This is a genomic window from Actinomyces qiguomingii (assembly GCF_004102025.1).
Classification (GTDB): domain Bacteria; phylum Actinomycetota; class Actinomycetes; order Actinomycetales; family Actinomycetaceae; genus Actinomyces; species Actinomyces qiguomingii.
On sequence record NZ_CP025228.1, the window covers coordinates 288,843 to 306,001 of the forward strand.

Below are 17,159 nucleotides of genomic sequence, written 5' to 3' on the forward strand. Positions count from 1 at the left end.
CACCCCGCCCCTCCCCGCCGAGTTCGGTCGATATTACTGCCGAGTTCGGTCGATATTACTGCCGAGTTCGGTCGAAATGGTTGCAGGCGAGGTTGTTAGGTGTGCTTGGCTCATTTGCGGTGTCTGCGTGGTCGTTTGGGTTTCGGTGGGGGTAGTTGCTCTTCGATTTCCCAGACGGGGTGTTGCATGAGGGAGCGTACACGTTCGAGTCCTTCGGGTTTGGCCAGTTCGTGGCGGAGGTTGATGTGTTTTGTGTAGAATTCGATGACGCGGGCGAGTTGTCTGCCGCTGATGTTGAGGTGCTTGAGGGGGATCGCGAATTCCAGGCGCTTGCGTGTGACTATGTTTAGCCCGTAGTGGCGTATCCCTGTTGCTTCCGGGGACGTGGTCCATGGGATGCGGCACCTGTAGGGTTCGTTGGGCCAGGCGAGTATGCCCTCGGGTTGTAGCAGTATCGCGGGGCGGGTGCGCGGTTTCCGTGGCTCATCGGCAAGTATGCCGAATACGAGTATTGCCAGCAGGCTGATCGCGGTCATCGATGACCCGATAGAGCCTGGGATTCGATAAGGGACGAACCATGGGATGGCAAGGGTGATCAGGGAGCCGACGATCATGATCGAGTTCGGCAGGTTCATGCAGGCCCGGCTGTGCCAGGACTTGATCGATGTGAGTTCCACGCCCTCGGGGACGGAGCGCCACTCATGATGAGCGTACAGGTGATCGGATCGCTCGACAGTATCGAAATACAGGACGTCAGGCAATAAAGGATGGTGAATCCAAATTACACGGCGAGGGTGAATGCTCTGGCTAGACTCGCGGCCATCCATGCTGAGAGAATGCCCAGTGCCGCACCTACCGCCTGTGCCTGTAGCCATCTGTCGTTCTGGCGGTCGACCTGGTCGAAGGTCAGAACTGTTGAATGTTGGTAGTGCTGCTTACCGCGGAGAACGCCTTCGACGGGTGGCTTACGTGACCTCATGTGCTTCCCTTTCGCACGCACGTTTGTCAGGAGTCAACGTTAATGGTGTGCATGTAGGTGATCACATGATGGTGTCGTCGTGATATGTTTAACGTCGTCACGTATTGGTTCACTTGTGGTGTCTGCGTGGTCGTCTGGGTTTCGGTGGGGGTAGTTGCTGTTCGACTTCCCAGACGGGGTGTTGCATGAGGGAGCGTACGCGTTCGAGTCCTTCGGGTTTGGCGAGTTCGTGGCGGAGGGGCGCGTGAGCGCAGTAGAACTCCAAGACGCGGCTGATCTGGGTGCAGCCGGGGCGTAGATAGCTGACCGGGAAGATGATGGTGTCTCGTCTGCGCGTGGTGATGAGCAATGCCCCGTTCTGTACACCGGCCTCACGCGGGCGTTCCTCCCAGGGGATCCAGGCCTCGTAGCGCTGGCCCGGCCATAGACGTATCCCCTCGTGGTTCAGGATGATGGCAGGACCGGTCGGCATCCCTGATGGTTTCCTACTCAGCTCGGAGATCACTGCACGAAGTATCAGCAGCGCGACGGCGCTGCTGCCGACCCCGCCGATCCGTTCCTGGGGAATGAACCACGGCAGTACCACGCCGACGCCGACGCCGATCACCGAGATGGTGATCGCGAAGCAATCGTAGGCGAGCAGGCGCCACGAGGGCATAATCGCGATCCCGGATCCGTCCCGGTACCAGTGCTCGTGGGCGCCGTGGCGCAGCAGCGACTTACGGTCAAGTATAGCTGCGGCCATGGCGGAGGAGACCGCCAGGGCGGCGAAGACTGCACCGAGTGCGATTGCGGAAATCGCGAAGAAGAACCATGCGCAGAGAGCGTACAGCGCCGTGATGGCCAGCGTGGAGAGGAACCCCTTCCCGTAGACGTCATCGGCGTCATCACAGCTGACGACCTTGGTGCGCGCTTCCTCGGTGGCGCGTTCGGCTCTATGACGCACTATGTATAGCCAACTCATAAGCGCCCCCGCCTACCCTGGTGACGCGTTGGATGAAATGAAGGTCGAATCATATGGCAGATCGATTCACTTGCGGTGTCTGCGTGGTCGTTTGGGTTTCGGTGGGGGTAGTTGCTCTTCGATTTCCCAGACGGGGTGTTGCATGAGGGAGCGTACGCGTTCGAGTCCTTCGGGTTTGGCCAGTTCGTGGCGGAGGCGGCGGTGGCGGGTGTAGAATTCTACGACGCGGCGTAGCTGGTTGTATTCCATGGGTAGGCTTCCCATGGGGAACTCTCTGCCCAAGCGGTAGCAGGTGATGACGGCGGAGGCCGTAGTGATTATCAGCAGTTGGTAGGAGACCACCTTGGTGACTTGTGGCCGGTTCTCCCAGTAGATGAAGGTTTCGTGGCGGGTGCCGGGCCATATGTGGATGCCGTGGTGAGTGAGGGCCAGTGCCGGACTGGGGCGTAGCGTGAAGGGGGTTTTTCGCCAGGACGCGGTGGCCAAGCTGACCGCAATGGAGGAGAAGAATACGGTGCCTCGCACGGTGGAGCCGATCGGTGTCTGGGTGAGTTGCATGAACCATACAAGGCCGATGCCGGCTGCGCCGGCAAGGAATACCATGCCGAAGAAAACGTACTCGGCTATGGCGATGCTCCGGTCGGGAAAGAACAGTGTGGCGCCCTCGGTGTGCCGCCAGAACTCATGCGCCCGCCGCAACGCCCGCCGATGATCGACCGCAACAGGAATATGCAGTATCGATGCCAAGCCGGCCAGTCCAGTAACGATGCTTAGGGTCACATTATTGTGCCATGCTGTCACCGCCCATGAGAGGAATAGCAGCGTCGCGGAGGTAAATGCGTCCCACCAGAGAGCCTTGGTCCTGTCAATGTCTGCCTGATCGCAGGTGATGATGCGGGGGTATTTCCGGCGTCGCAGCCAACCGGACGCATTACTGGCAGAACTCATCTGAAGTCTCCGTCGTCGTTGTCCCTGTCGCGTTTTCGGGGTAGCAAGGTTTGTTCGACTTGTTCGACGGTGTTGTTCATGAGGAGTTGGACGCGGGGCAGACCCTCAGAAGTGCCAAGTTCGTGGCAGAGCTCTGGATGCTGGGCGTAGAACTCGATAGTGCGGCATAACTGTACAAATCCGGGCTGTAAGTGGCTGACTGGGACAATAAAGCTCTTATTTTGCCGCGTTACGATATGTAACGCACCGTTGTGTGTGCCGTTGATGGCCGGGACCTCATGCCAAGGGATCGATGTTTCGTGTTTCTGCTCGGGCCAAAATAGGATTCCTTCGGGGGTTAGTTTGATGGCGGAACTGCTGGGAAGTGCTATTTGGCTCGTACCTAGAGATGACCCGGCAGAGGTGAATATGAGTGTCACGAACCCCGTGGTGCTGATCCCCGTGATGAACCCGTTGGTGGGTTGGCTCCAGGCCAGCCACACTGAATATACAAGACCTGTGGAAGTGGCAGTGATTACGAAACAGCTGTACAGTAGGCGGATCCATGACGCCGATGTCACTGTGCTTTCTCGTTCATGTCGCCAGTATCGCGCTGCGCGGCGTCTCAATCTGGTTTGCGTCACTAATGCTGGTGTGTAGAGCAGGTAACCGATCGCCGATGACGTTAACGCCATAGCGAGTGATAGGTTTGAGACGGTGGCGGCGGCGCCTGCCCCGGCAAGGGACGTGACGCCAATAAGAAAGAACAGCTTGGCGGCTTTCGTACTCCCATCGTCTGCTTGTTCGCATGAGACGATATGCGCCGCCCTATGGGGCTGCGCAATCTGTGTCGTTCCGCGCGGGGGCGTTGTCCAGATCATCCAAATGCCCGGTTCCACTGCTCGGACGCCCAGTCTGTGGTGCCATCACAGCAGACAATCTTGGTGCGCGCTTCCTCGGTGGCGCGTTCGGCTCTATGACGCACTATGTATAGCCAACTCATAAGCGCCCCCGCCTACCCTGGTGACGCGTTGGATGAAATGAAGGTCGAATCATATGGCAGATCGATTCACTTGCGGTGTCTGCGTGGTCGTTTGGGTTTCGGTGGGGGTAGTTGCTCTTCGATTTCCCAGACGGGGTGTTGCATGAGGGAGCGTACGCGTTCGAGTCCTTCGGGTTTGGCCAGTTCGTGGCGGAGGCGGCGGTGGCGGGTGTAGAATTCTACGACGCGGCGTAGCTGGTTGTATTCCATGGGTAGGCTTCCCATGGGGAACTCGTGGCCGTAGCGGTAGCAGGTGATGACGGCGTTGGCGGTGGTGGTTAGGAGCAGCTGGTAGGCGACCACCTTGGTTACTTGTGGCCGGTTCTCCCAGTAGATGAAGGTTTCGTGGCGGGTGCCGGGCCATATGTGGATGCCGTGGTGAGTGAGGGCCAGTGCCGGGCTGGGGCGCAGGGTAAACGGTGTCTTGCGCCAGGACGCGGTGGCCAGGCCCATGAACAGCGAGGCGAAGAATACGGTGCCCCGCATGGTGGAGCCGATCGGTGTCTGGGTGAGTTGCATGAACCATACAAGGCCGATGCCGGCTGCGCCGGCAAGGAATACCATGCCGAAGAACGCGTACTCGGCTATGGCGATGCTCCGGTCTGGGAAGAACAGTGTGGCGCCCTCGGTGTGCCGCCAGTACTCATGCGCCCGCCGCAACGCCCACCGATGGTCGACCGCAACAGGAATGTACAATGCAAATGGTATGGCGAGTAGACAAAAAAAGACGGCGCAAATTATGTTGTTGTATAACGCTGCCATCATCCACGAAAGTAGCAATGACATCCCTACTGCTAATAGGTCCCACCAGGGGGCTCTGATCCGGTCGACGTCGGCATGATCGCAGGTGATGACGCGGGGATACTTCCACCTTCCCCAGCGGAAGACTTGGCGATCCGGGCTCATCCGAAGATCCGGTTCCACTGCTCGGAGACCCAGTCGGTCGCGTCATCCACGCGGTCCGCGCCCCAGTCCCATATGTCATTGAGGCCTTCGTCTATCTTCTCGCGAATCTCCAAAGGTACATAAGTCTTGTACACGTAGCCTACGCCAGCTGCAACAGTTGCTGTTGCGACGATAGTTACCCCTACTGGTGCGCTTGCTATAGCTGCTGCTGTCGCCGCCGAAGCGGCGGCTGGAATCAGTACCTCGGATGGTGAGTCTCCTGTTGCGAGTTCGACGCCGATGAATCCGAGGGTGATGGTGACGCCAGCGCCTTTAGCGACCTTCTTGCCGGTTTTGGCTACTTGTTCGGCGGCGTCAGCCTTAGTGGAACGGCGCAGGTTTCTGTCTACGGCGTCCTGGCTGGGAGGCTTGTTGCCGGATCTGACCGCGGGGTTGCCCGAGCGCTCAATTGCCTTCGCGGTTGCCGCTGCGACGGCGGCATCGTACAGCGCGGTGGCCTTGTTGTAGTAGACGTTTTGCGTTCCTACCTCAAATCCTTCGCCGATGGCGTTCTCCACCATCGCCTTGACCCCATCCATAAGGACGTTGGCCAGCGTGTCGGACTCCGCGGTGACGAGGTGCTCGTCAATCCATTTGTCGAGCTCGTCGAAGGTGTCCTGGACGTCCTCACTGACTTCGTCGAATAGGGCCTTCTTGGTCTGGTAGTCCTCGTAGGCATCATTGGCGGTAGTCCACTTCTGCTTCTCGGCGGCGGTGGCGTCATCGCCGAGATCAGCAGGCTTAGACACAGGCGTCGGCGCCATGATGACGTTCCCAACCACCTCAAGTCCGCCAGCAATCGCGGTCTCACGGTGTTCGGCCATATCATCCTTGCGCCACCCTAACTGATCTGCGAAGGCGCGGATTACATCGACGGCGTTCTTCGCACGATCGTACGCATCGCTGCAGGCGTCAGTCAGATCGTTCGAGTATGCAACCACCGCACTGGCAAGTTCTCCCGATAGATTCGCGTTGGCGAGCGTGGCGGCGTTGTTGAACATGGAGCGTGCATCATAGAAACCGTCTTGGAGCTTCTTGAGCCAGTCGGCGGCACTGTCGACGGACTCTACGTCGCCGGGCATCGTGGTGTCGATCTGTAAAGTACCGCCGCCAACGGGATCGGTGTACATCTGCATGGCGCTCATGGCATGTCCTTTTCCATGTCGCGGAAGGTCTGCGCGACGTCGTCGTCGGCGCCGGTGACCCGGTTGATGGCACTCTTCATTTTGGTGTTGCCGAGCTCGGCGGCCAGGGCCAGTGTACCGGCGTCCACCGCCAGCTGCGAGATCATGCTGGTGATGTAGGTGCTGCCGTCTCCGGCGTCTACCGAATAGGGCATGGTCGGCGCGTTTTCTTCTAGGTCGTTCTGGGCAGTAGCGAACCGCGCGGCGATTTCTGTCGCGGAGTCATACTCGAAGCGGAACTCCTCGCTCATCCCGCCGGCCTTCGATCTGTGTCCGCTGCCGTGCGCCAGAGCTCCTGCGGCACCGGCAGGTCCAGGTAGATGACGTCGTAGTGCTCCACAGCCTCAAGATCCCCCAGCCTCTCGGTCGGATACAGCACCCAGGGCTGATGTGGCCCCATGCAGTCCGCCAGGCGATCCAGCGCCGTGTAGGCCAGCAGCGCCATCCGCCCGTCGTTCGTCTTGCGCAACTCGATCTCGGCGCCGTAGGTGTTCGGAGCACCGGTTGAGGGCAAGTACAGCACTGGCGGGACAACAGGTTTCTTGCCGCGTGGCGGTCGGCCGCCACGCGAGGGCCGTCTATCTGGGCGGTTTGCGGTATGGCGCCCACGATTCGTGTCCAGGTGTTGCTCGATGGCCGCAGCCGCTGCGGTCTGCCGTTGTCCATGCTCCCTGCGGGCCAGTAATTCTGTGTCCGAGAACAGGAAGCTCGGACCTGTGGAGGAATCCATGACGGCATGCTACCTAGCCGTGTTGCTAAGCAGTTACCTTGGCGTCTGTGGTCTGGGCCGCATTTGGTGTTGCCGTGAGTGCCTTTGCCGCCTTAATCGCGCCGTCGCGCCGCTCGCTCCAGCGCCAGCTTCAGGTCGGCGACCAGATCCTCGGCGTCCTCAATGCCCACGCTCAGCCGCAGCAGGGAATCGGTGAGCCCGTAGGCGGCGCGAGTGGCGGGCGGGACGTCCGCATGCGTCTGCACGCTCGGACAGGTCACCAGTGACTCCACCCCACCCAGCGACTCGGCGAAGGTGAACACGCGCACCGCCTCCAGGAATGCGGCGACGTCGACGCCGTCGACCGGTTCGAAGGACACCATGCCCGAGCGCCCCGGATACAGTACCCGCCTCACCCGGGCGTCGGCGCGCAGGAAATCGGCCACCTTCCGGGCGTTGGCCTCATGCCGCTCCATGCGCAACGACAGCGTTTTCAGGCCGCGCAGCAGCAGGAAGGCGTCGAAGGGGCCTAACGTCGGCCCGGTGGTGTTCAGCTGATACTGGAACCGTTCGCCCAGGGTCGGGTCGGCCACGACGACGGCGCCCGCCATTACGTCGTTGTGACCAGCCAGGTACTTGGTGGCCGAGTAGACCGCCACGTCCGCCCCCAGCTCCAGCGGACGGCAGATCACCGGGGTGTAGAAGGTGTTGTCCACCGCCAACAGGGCGCCGGCCGCATGCGCCCACCCGGACACCTCCGCGATGTCCAACTCGGCCATCATCGGGTTGGTGGGGGTCTCGATCAGCACTAGGGATGCCGGCTTTCGCAGCGCCTCCCGCAGCCCGACCTCGCCGACGACGAAGTCCACCTGGTAGGCGCCGTCGTCGGCCAGGCACTTCAAATAGCGGTAAGTGCCGCCGTACAGGTCCTCCAGGGCGACAATCCGTGAACCGTACGGTGCCAGTGTGGTGACCGTCAGCTGCACCGCCGCCATTCCGGACGCCAGGGCGAAGGCGGCGGCCCCGCTATCGAGCCGGGCCAGCGCGTCCTGAAGGACGTCGCGGGTGGGGGAGGCGGTGCGCGTGTAGTCGTATCCGGTGGATGCCCCCAGTCCGGGGTGCCCGAAGGCTGTCGACAGGTGTATCGGCGTGGTGATGGCGCCGGTGGCAGGATCGGTGCCCGTGCCCACGTGTGCCAAGACGGTGTCGAGCCGCCAGGGGGTGGGCGAGTCCGTCCAGGAGTGGTGGTGCTGGATCGGGGCGGTACGACACCCGGAATAATCGACGGCGGGGTCGACGGCGGGGGTCGAGGGCTGTGCGGGGGCGGAATTGGAGTTGGGCATAAGAACTTTCTCGCCGGCTGGGGCGGGTGGTGACTTGTGCGCCGGTCGTTATATCGACCGATCTCGATGGTTATTTCTACCGATCTCGATGGTTATTTCTACCGATCTCGGTGGAAGGGCGGTGGGGCGTGCGAGCAGGCCGTGCACGGCGATTTCTAGGCGATCCAGCGCCTCATCCAGGGTTGCCCGCGGGCAGGCGATGTTCAGCCGGGTGAAGCCGGCGCCGCCGGTGCCGAACAGGGCGCCGTCGTCGAGCCACAAGCCGGCCTGAGCGGTGATGAAGTCGTCCAGCTCCGCCGCCGCCAGGCCCGTGGCCTCCAGCAGCCCGGTGCAATCCAGCCACAGCAGGTAGGTGCCCTCGCCGGGGCAGACCTCAATGCCGGGCACCCGCTCCAGACGACGGATGACGTGCCGGCGGGCGTCGTCGACGTGACTGCGCAGGGCGTCGAGCCAGGCGTCGCCGGACTTGTACGCCGCCTGGCAGGCGGTCAGTCCCAGCGTGTTGGGCTGGGAGTAGCCGCCGGCGCTGACGGCCGCTCGGAAGCGGTCGCGCAGGTCGGCGTCGGAAATGAGGATATTGGCCACTTGCAGTCCCGCCAGGTTGAAGGACTTCGACGGCGACGTGCAGGTGATGGTGCGGGCGGCGGCGTCGTCGGAGACAGTGGCGAAGGGTGTGGTGCGGTGTCCGGGCAGGGCCAGGTCGGCATGCACCTCGTCGGAGACCACGAGCGTGCCGTGGCGGCCGGTGATCCGGGCCAGCTCGGTCAGCTCCGCGCGTGACCAGACCCGGCCCACCGGGTTGTGCGGGTTGCATAGGATCAGCAGGCGGGCGCCGGAGGAGGCGAGCACGGCCTCCAGGGCGTCCAGGTCGCGGCGGTAGACGCCGTCGGCGCCGCGCACCAGCGGCGCCGGGGCCACCACGCGCCCCTGCTGCTCGACCACCTCCCGGAACGGGTAGTAGACAGGCTCCTCGATGACGACGGCGTCGCCGGGTTCGGTGAAGGCCCGCACCGCCGTCGCCAGTGCAGGAACGACCCCGGGGGTGACGACGTTCCAGGCCGGGTCGATGTGCCAGTCGTAGCGGCGGGCGAACCAGGCGGCCAGGGTGGCGTCATAGGCGGCGTCGGGCTCGGTGTAACCGAAGATGCCGTGTCGCACCCGCCACAGCAGGGCGTTGACGACGCAGGGGGCGGTGGCGTGGTCCATGTCGGCCACCCACAGGGGCAGGGCGGTTTCGGGGCGACGGCGGGCGGCGGCGAAGTCCCATTTCAGGCTGGCGGTTCCGGCGCGGTCGTGGACCACGTCGAAGGGGGAGGCGGAGGCGTGCGGGGCTAGGTCGGAGGCATCCGGGGAGGCGGCGGACGAATATGCGGACGACGTCGTGGCGGCGTCGACGAGTCGGCCCTGGTTCTCAGGGGTGGGCGGGACGGATGCGCCGTAGGTTGTGGTGGGGGCGAAGATGGTCATGATGCTTCCTGTAAGGCTTGGGGCTGCCGCCACATCGACCGACCTGGGCACGTAACTTCGACCGACCTCGGCGGTTATTTCGACCGACCTCGGCGAGGTGGGTGGGTGCAGTGCGCACGGGCGCGTGGCGGCGCCGAATGGAGGAATAACGGGGGCTTAAACACGGGCCGACGTGATCGGCGACCGCGGAGTACAACGAGCGCCCGCAGGCGGCTCGGACTCTGACCGTTACTTTGAAACAGCGACGGCTGGCGCTGTCAGCGCATCTGCATTCGACGCATGCTCTCGGCGCGCACCATCAGGGTACGGGTCGTGGGCGTCGAAGTAGTCATGGGATGAGGCTAGCGGAGTCGGTGGCGGGCGTGTCAAGTGCGCCCCAGCTGCGATCTGCCGTCTGGTGCGGGCCGCGTGACGCGGTGGTGCGCGGGTGGGGGTTTGCCGGCGCGTCTACTACGCCACTTCGCCGTTGGGTACGCCGGTTAGGCCTTTGTTGAAGGTCTCGGAACCCTTCAGGAAACGCCTAAGTGGCGTAGTAGAGGTCGAACCGGCGTAGCAGACGAGCTGACCGACCACGGCTGTGCGCAGGCCTGCTCTCAAGTGGGGAGTGCGCGCGGTGTACGGAGCCAGGGGCAGCACCTCGTGCTCGCCTGCGCCGCGGCCCCAAGCCCCTGTCGGCGGACAACGCCCTCGCGCCCGCGGTGGCCCGAGGTCCCGCCGCTGCGGTGGCCCGCAGCCACAGCGGAGCCCAAGGCACTACCATTCGCTCGTAGTAGGAGGCAAGTGTTCGTGGCCGTGATGAGGGTGTCGGCCGCGGCGGCGGCCGGGGCCGGGCCGGGCGGCCGGGGCCGGGGCCAGGCCGACGCGTTCCGGGCCGGGCCAGGCCGACGCGTTCCGGGCCGGGCCAGGCCGACGCGTTCCGGGCCGCATAGGCTTGGGGCCGTGTCGATCCCCGTTGCCCGCGCCCCGCGCCGGTGGCCCGCCTTCTTGTCGGTGCAGACGACGCCACCCCCGGAGCTACCCACCACCCCGGGCGGTCTGCTGCGCGCCGTAACCCGCATGAGTCTGCCCGCCATCTCCTGCGGCGTCCTGGTCGCCACCGCCTCCTATCTCGCTCAGGCGCTCATCCCGCTGGCGCTGGGCGACCTGCTCGACGCCGGTCTCGAGGCCGGCCTCAGCACCCGGCTGCTGCCCGGGCTGGCCGCGCTGTTGGGGCTGGGCCTGCTCGGCGCGCTCACCGCCGGCCTGGAGGACGCCACCGGCATGGGCGCCTGGGCCAGCGCCTGGAAGCCCACCATGCGGGGCGCCGCCCACCGCCTGGGCCTGCGCTCGCGGGCAGTGACACGCCAGATCGCCAGCGGTGACGTCGTGGCCACCATTGACGCCGACACCGACAACATCGGTGCGTTGATGTACTTCGGCGTCAACGTCATCGGCGCCTTGGTAAGCGTCGTGACTGTCGGCGTGCTCATGCTGCGCACATCCGCGCCGCTGGGGCTGCTGGTGCTGATCGGCCTGCCGGTCGTGCTGGCGCTGGTGGGCGCCTTCATCCGCCCCCTGAACCGGCGCCTGTCAGTGCAGCGCGAGGAGCAGGGACGCCTGTCCACCATTGCCACCGACGCCGTGTCCGGACTACGGGTGCTGCGCGGCATCGGCGGGGAGGACGTGTACACCGCCCGCTACGCCGAGGCCTCCCACCGGGTGCGTGACGCCGGCATTCGCGTCGCCTCCACCCAGGCGCTCCTGGCCACCGTCAAGGCCGGCGCCCCCATGGTGTTCACCGCCGTCGTCGTCGGCGCGGGTGCCCGCGCTGCCCTGGCCGGGGCGATCACCCCCGGTCAGCTGGTCACCTTCTACGGCTACACCACTTTCCTGGTCGGACCGCTGGGAGTGATGGCCGACCTGATCCAGTTCTCCACCCGCGCCTGGGTGGGGGCACGCAAGGTGGCCCGCATCGAGGCGGTTGCGCCGCTGACCGACGACGCCGGCGTCGTGCCCGGGGCACGCCTGGACCCGGCCGGCGACCTGACCGACCTGAGCTCCGGGGTGGTGCTGCGCGGCGGACGCATGACCGCCCTGGTCTGCGCCGACCCCGCCCGTGCCGCCGCCCTGGCTCAGCGGCTCGGCCGCGCCGACGACGCCGACGGGCCCGTCACGCTCGGCGGCAGCGACCTGCGTGCGGTCCCCCTGGAAGAGGTGCGGCGCACGATCGTCTTCTCCGGCGCCCATGCCGAGGCCTTCGCCGGGACGCTCGCCGAGGAGATACTCGGCGACGAGATCCCCCTGAGCGGACCGCGCCCAACCGCCGAGGTCATCCGCAACGGCGCGGTGGCCGGAGCCCACGGCGACGACGGACCCGCCGCCGGCGGCGGTGCGGCGCCCCTGACCGCCGCCCAGCGGGAACGCGCCGAGCATGCCCTCGCCGTCGCCGCCGCGGGCGACGCCCACGACTCCCTCGGCGGCCTGGACGGCCAGCTCACCGAAAAGGCCCGCAACGTCTCCGGCGGACAGCGCCAACGCCTGGCCTTGGCCCGGGCCGTCGCCCGCCGCGCCCCCGTCCTGGTGCTCGTCGAGCCCACCAGCGCCTTGGACTCCCACACCGAGGACCTGGTGGCCCGGCGACTGCGTGAGGATCGCCTTGGACTCACCACCGTCGTCGTCACAGCCTCGCCGCTGCTGCTGGGACGCTGCGACGAGGTGGTGCTGCTCGACGTCGTCGCCGCGGACGACGGGCTCGCAGCCGATGCGCGCCGGGCCCGCGCCGACGCAGGCCCGACAGGCGTGGAGCACGGTGGCCGACGGGAAAGCGCGGACGTGCGCGAACTCGCGCGCGGCACCCACCACGAACTGAGCGCGCTGGAGGCCTACCGCGCCGTCGTCGAGCGCGGCGTCGAGGCGGGAGGTCGGCGATGAACCGGCGCCTACCCGTCGCCGACGGCGCTGCCGTGCGCCGCCGCGCCGTCGAACTGATCGGGGAGCACAAGGGCGCCGTAGCGGCGGTCACGGCGATCCAGCTGCTGGCCGCCCTGGCCTCGGTGGGCATCCCGCGGGTGCTGGGCTCCATGGTGGACCTGGTGGCGGGCGCCGCGGGCGCCGAGGGTGCTGCGGCCGTCTCTGCGGCCGGCCGGCTGCAGGTACTGATCGCCGTCGTCATCGCCCTGGCGATCGGCAACGCCGCCCTGGCCGGCTGCGGTGAGTACCTAGCGCGCGTGCTGGGGGAGCGGGTTTTCGCCGAGCTGCGCGAGCGGCTGGTCGCCTCGGTTATGCACCTGCCGCTGTCGGTGGTCGAATCTGCCGGCACCGGCGACCTGCTGGGCCGCACCGGCCGTGACCTGGAGTCCATCCGCAACGTCGTGCAGCGGGGCGTGAGCCAAATCCTCGTCATCGTGCTCACGCTGCTCACGATCGTGGGCGCCGCCGTGTTCACCTCGCCGCGGCTCAGCCCGGCGCTGATCCTCCCACTGGTGGCCGTCCTGCCCGCCGCGCGCTGGTACCTGCGCCACGCCGTGCCCGCCTACCGGGCCATGAACGCGATGTGGGCCGAGGTCGACGGCGTCGTCGCCGAGACCGCCGACCAGGCCGCCACCGTGGATGCCCACGGCCTGGGGGCGCGCCGCAATCGCATCCTGGACCGCGCCATGATAGAGGTCTGGTCCACCGAGCAGTACACGCTGTGGCTGCGCGTCGTCCTGATCACTGCCCTGGGACTGGGCTCCTTCGCGCCGGTGATCGCCGTCGTCGCCTGGGGCGCTTGGCTGGCGGGCCACGGGGCCGTCACCCTCGGTGCGATCACCACGGTGGCGCTGTACGCCGTCCAGTTGCGCACGCCCGTGTCCGAGATGACCTTCTGGATCGACTCCCTGCAGACGGCGGGCGCGGCCATGTCCCGCATCGTGGGCGTGGAGCTGGTCGCTCCCGACCGGGAGGCCACCAGCGGGGCGGTGACGGGCCGGCCTCCGCGTGTGCGCGGCGTCTCTTACGCCTACCTGCCCGGGCGCGACGTGCTGCACGAGGTCGACCTGGAGCTGATTCCCGGGGAGCGGCTGGCCGTCGTCGGGCCGTCCGGTTCGGGCAAGTCGACGCTGGGCCGCATGCTCGCCGGCATTCACCCGCCCACACGCGGGCGGGTGGTCGTCGACGACGGCGATGGCGGCGTCGACCTGACCGCGCTCACCGAGGAGGCCCTGCACCGCGAGGTCGCGTTGGTGACCCAGGAGCACCATGTTTTCGCCTGTAGCCTGGCCGACAATCTGCGCCTGGCGCGCACGGACGCCGCCGACGCCGAACTGGAACGCGCCCTACGAGTGGTGGGCGCCGCCGAGTGGGTGCGAGGACTGTCCGACGGACTGGACACGCGCGTAGGTGCCGGCGGGGTGCAGCTGACGCCCGGGCAGGCACAGCAGGTCGCCTTGGCGCGCATCGTGCTGATGGACCCGGCCACGCTGGTGCTGGACGAGGCCACCAGCCTGCTCGACCCCAGCGCCGCCCGCTCCGCCGAGCGCTCGCTGGACGCCGTCCTGGCCGGCCGCACCGTGGTGGCCATCGCCCACCGGCTGGACACGGCCGCTGCCGCCGACCGGGTGGCGGTCATGATCGACGGGCGGATCGTGGAACTGGGACCGCATGCCGAGCTGCTGGCCGCCGACGGCGAGTACGCCCGCCTGTGGCGCGCCTGGGCCGCCCACTGACCGCCCACTGACCGCCCACTGACCGCCCACTGACCGCCTCTCCCCCGCGAGTTCGGTCGAAATAACCGCCGAGTTCGGTCGACGTTACTGCCGAGTTCGGTTGACGTTACTGCCGAGTTCGGTCGAAGTTACGGGCCGAGGATGGCACCGATGACGCGCACAGGTCTGTTGGCGCGGCACCAACTTTGGAGCGGGTCGAAGGAGCGAGTCTCGGCTTGCCATCCGCTGCCTCGGGAGAACTCGCCAGTCCTGCTACGTTCACCTCACTGCCTGGAAGCTCGGACCTGTTCGCCTGCACGCCGTCGGCCCGGTGCGCATCTATCCCTGTGCAGTCTTGGACTTATCCGCACACGTGCGCGTTTAGCTCTCGCCTAAGAGTTCTGGGGGTTTCTCGCGGTAGGACGTCGTGAAGTTCCAAACCGCGTGAGGCGAAAAGACGTGCGTGGGTGGTGATAGACGGTCCTGTGTATGTTGAGTGTCCTGTATGCAGGCAGGTGGAGTGTCGAGCACGGGGGATAGTTCTCAATTACGTGCTCGGTCAACTAGTGAACGTGGCGGGATTGGGTGTTCGGCGGCTTGGCCACATGGTCGAGGGTGCGCTCGCGTGCCGGGTGTTAGGGCCGTAGTCGGCGCTTACGGATCTCGGCATGCAACTTCGACCGAACTCGGCAGTAACGTCGACCGAACTCGGCAGTAACGTCGACCGAACTCGGCAGTAACGTCGACCGAACTCGGCAGTAACGTCGACCGAACTCGGCAGTAACGTCGACCGAACTCGGTGGTATTTTGACGGGCGGCTCACTCTGGGACGAACGTGGCTGCGCCTCCGACCGGGGCCTTGCCTCGCCTCGATCATGCGGCCGTCGGAGGCGGCAAGTGGACCGTCTCCACCGTGGAGCTGAGCACCGTCCCCACCGACGCCCGTCGGGACGGTCCTGAAGGCGCTCGCCTCCGTGCCGTCCCAGCGGGCTGTCTCAGTGGGCCGTCCCAGCGGGCTGTCTCAGTGGGCCGTCTCAGTGGGCCTGACAAGATGGTTCGGTGCAGTGGACTCAACTCACGCGATCGCCGCGACTGCGGCGGGCGTTTAGGTATGCGCCGAGCGCCAGCAGAGCGAGGCCGCAGACGATCCAGGCCGTCAGTACCCAAGGGCTTGCCCCCATGCCAGCGCCGTCGAAGTAGGCGGCCGAGCGCAGCCAGGTTCCGGCCGCACCCACGGGTAGCAGCTGCCCAAATACTCCCCACCCGCTGGGGAGCCATTGCCACCCCGTAGCCAGCCCGGAGAGCGGGTTTGCCACGAACAGCATGGTTACCACGCCGAGTCCCAGGCCCGCGTAGCCCATGAGCTCCTGCAGGCCGAGCAGCGTCAGTGAAATCGCCGCGATGCCCAGGCTCAGACCCGCCCACAGCAGCAGGAAGGAGCCGGCGACGGCGCCGAACCAGGTCTGCAGCACGGCGGCTACGCACAGGCCGCCCAGTGCGGCGATTCCGATCGCCCCCAGGGCCCGCTTCCACGGAGAAGTGCGCAGCACCAGGCTTAGGACCACGCCCGAGGCGAGGCCCCCGAACACCAGTGGCAGCGCGACCGCGGACAGGGCCACGCCGGACGGGTCCTCGGCGGTTAGGGGTGCGACGTCGGTAACGGTGACAGTCTGCGAGGCGCTTGCCTCCTGCTGGACCTGCGCGAGCGTTGCGGCGTCGGCACCCTGCGCCTGGGCGGCGGTCACGGCCTGTGCGTCCAGCTGTGCTTCCAGCGCGGTGGCGAGGTTAGTCAGTAGCGCGGCGTAGGGGCTGCCTGCGCCGGAGGCAGTTACGACCTCGACTTGCTGGCCCGACTCGTCGGCGGTGATGGCGATCCCGCCGATGGTTTCGCGGTTCTCAACCGCGCTGGTCACCGCCTGGGCGTCCTCGACGACGGTCACGTCGAACACTCCGGGTGCGGAGGTCTCTAGCTGCGTCAGCAACTGCTCACGCGCGGCCTCGGGCGCCGCCAGGGCCAGGGGCAGGTCTTTGGCTCCGGAGCTGATCGACGGCGCCAGGAACGCCAGGAGCATGAGGATGATGACGATGGGAATGCCGATGGTCGCCAGTAGGAGCCCGCGGGTGGAGTGCCGCGGGTCCTGGGGTGCGGCGGGTGCCGGCGCCGGGGTGGTGTCTGAGGTGGTCATCGCTTGCTCGATTCTGTAAATGGAACGGAATGCTCCGGATGTGTACCGGAGCGTATCGCTCCGGATGTAGTCTGGGCAAGCCCGCGGTGCCGCCCCGCGGGGGAGAGGAGCATCACCATGCGTGTGGACGCCGTTGCCAACCGGGAGGCGATCGTCGAGGCCGCTAGGAACCTGTTTGCCGATGTCGGGGTGGACGTACCGGTAAGGAGAATCGCGGCTCAGGCGGGCGTGGGCATGGGCACGCTGTACCGGCACTTCCCGGATCGGATGAGCCTGGTGATCGGGGTTGCCGACAAGGTTTACGAACATCTGGATGCGTCCGCGGGGCGCTGCGAACAGGCCTGGGAGCATGACTCCGAATCCGCCTGGGAGGGCTTTGTGCGGGAGTTGGCGGCGCTGCGGTTAGGGCGGCTGCTGATGCAGGTCGGCGCCGACTCTGAACTGTTCGCGGTGGGCGGGCCGGGGCCCGCACTGCGCGAGCGCGCCCTTGAGCGGATCGCGCAGGTGCTTGAAAAGGCCCGCGCGGCGGGGCTGGTGCGTCAAGACGTGGACCCCGTCCGTTTTCAAGTCGGCGTGGTCGAGGTGTCTCGACCGCTGGGGGAGGTTGTTGATGAAATGGCCCCCGGCTGGCAGGACTGGTTGGTCGACGTCTACCTGCGGGGGCTGCGGCCATGAGCGACGGCGCTGCCCGTAGAGGCGCGCCCAAATGCGGTGCCCGCAGAAGCACACCCAAATGCGCTGCCCGCGTC

The 17,159-nt window shown here is 66.2% G+C and carries 13 protein-coding genes; 3 read left to right on the forward strand and 10 right to left on the reverse strand.

Annotated elements, in window-relative coordinates:
- Positions 1–110 precede the first annotated feature (110 nt).
- From CWT10_RS01270 to CWT10_RS01310, 9 genes are all read right to left on the reverse strand, one after another.
- Positions 111–761 carry a hypothetical protein gene (locus CWT10_RS01270; RefSeq protein ID WP_128683209.1) on the reverse strand — a complete coding sequence of 217 codons (651 nt, stop codon included), beginning with the start codon at positions 759–761 and terminating at the stop codon, positions 111–113.
- Between the two features lie 327 nt (positions 762–1,088).
- Entirely contained in the window at positions 1,089–1,943 is an 855-nt protein-coding gene (locus CWT10_RS01275; RefSeq protein ID WP_103062432.1) for a hypothetical protein, read from the reverse strand.
- Positions 1,944–2,009: 66 nt separating this feature from the next.
- Positions 2,010–2,891 carry a hypothetical protein gene (locus CWT10_RS01280; protein ID WP_128683210.1) on the reverse strand — a complete coding sequence of 294 codons (882 nt, stop codon included), beginning with the start codon at positions 2,889–2,891 and terminating at the stop codon, positions 2,010–2,012.
- Positions 2,892–3,939: 1,048 nt separating this feature from the next.
- A complete protein-coding gene (locus tag CWT10_RS01285; RefSeq protein ID WP_128683211.1) occupies positions 3,940–4,608 on the reverse strand; it encodes a hypothetical protein in 669 nt (222 codons plus the stop codon).
- A gap of 206 nt (positions 4,609–4,814) precedes the next feature.
- The gene (locus tag CWT10_RS01290) at positions 4,815–6,002 is read right to left on the reverse strand and encodes a hypothetical protein (RefSeq protein WP_103061950.1); all 1,188 of its coding nucleotides are present in this window, start codon (positions 6,000–6,002) and stop codon (positions 4,815–4,817) included.
- Positions 5,999–6,292 (reverse strand): hypothetical protein, encoded by a 294-nt coding sequence (locus CWT10_RS01295; RefSeq protein ID WP_103061949.1) that lies wholly within the window; start codon positions 6,290–6,292, stop codon positions 5,999–6,001. Before CWT10_RS01295 ends, CWT10_RS01290 begins: the two co-directional genes overlap by 4 nt.
- Positions 6,289–6,564, reverse strand: a complete 276-nt coding sequence (locus tag CWT10_RS01300; protein WP_168190746.1) for an SAV_915 family protein — start codon at positions 6,562–6,564, stop codon at positions 6,289–6,291. The genes CWT10_RS01295 and CWT10_RS01300 overlap by 4 nt, the downstream gene beginning before the upstream one ends.
- A gap of 299 nt (positions 6,565–6,863) precedes the next feature.
- Positions 6,864–8,093: a trans-sulfuration enzyme family protein gene (locus tag CWT10_RS01305; RefSeq protein ID WP_103061948.1), complete on the reverse strand. Its 1,230-nt coding sequence runs from the start codon at positions 8,091–8,093 to the stop codon at positions 6,864–6,866.
- A gap of 48 nt (positions 8,094–8,141) precedes the next feature.
- Positions 8,142–9,560, reverse strand: coding sequence for a MalY/PatB family protein (locus tag CWT10_RS01310; protein ID WP_103061947.1), 1,419 nt, complete (start codon positions 9,558–9,560; stop codon positions 8,142–8,144).
- Between the two features lie 939 nt (positions 9,561–10,499).
- Between CWT10_RS01310 and CWT10_RS01315 the strand changes: the two genes are divergently transcribed.
- The gene (locus CWT10_RS01315; protein WP_103062538.1) at positions 10,500–12,470 is read left to right on the forward strand and encodes an ABC transporter transmembrane domain-containing protein; all 1,971 of its coding nucleotides are present in this window, start codon (positions 10,500–10,502) and stop codon (positions 12,468–12,470) included.
- Entirely contained in the window at positions 12,467–14,245 is a 1,779-nt protein-coding gene (locus CWT10_RS01320; RefSeq protein WP_103062537.1) for an ABC transporter ATP-binding protein, read from the forward strand. The genes CWT10_RS01315 and CWT10_RS01320 overlap by 4 nt, the downstream gene beginning before the upstream one ends.
- Positions 14,246–15,294: 1,049 nt before the next feature.
- Here the strand turns inward: CWT10_RS01320 and CWT10_RS01325 are convergent.
- On the reverse strand, positions 15,295–16,410 hold the full coding sequence (locus CWT10_RS01325; protein WP_103062536.1) for a hypothetical protein: 1,116 nt from the start codon (positions 16,408–16,410) through the stop codon (positions 15,295–15,297).
- Positions 16,411–16,527: 117 nt separating this feature from the next.
- Here CWT10_RS01325 and CWT10_RS01330 point away from each other — a divergent pair, with 117 nt between their 5' ends.
- Entirely contained in the window at positions 16,528–17,085 is a 558-nt protein-coding gene (locus CWT10_RS01330) for a TetR/AcrR family transcriptional regulator (protein ID WP_103062535.1), read from the forward strand.
- Positions 17,086–17,159: the final 74 nt, after the last annotated feature.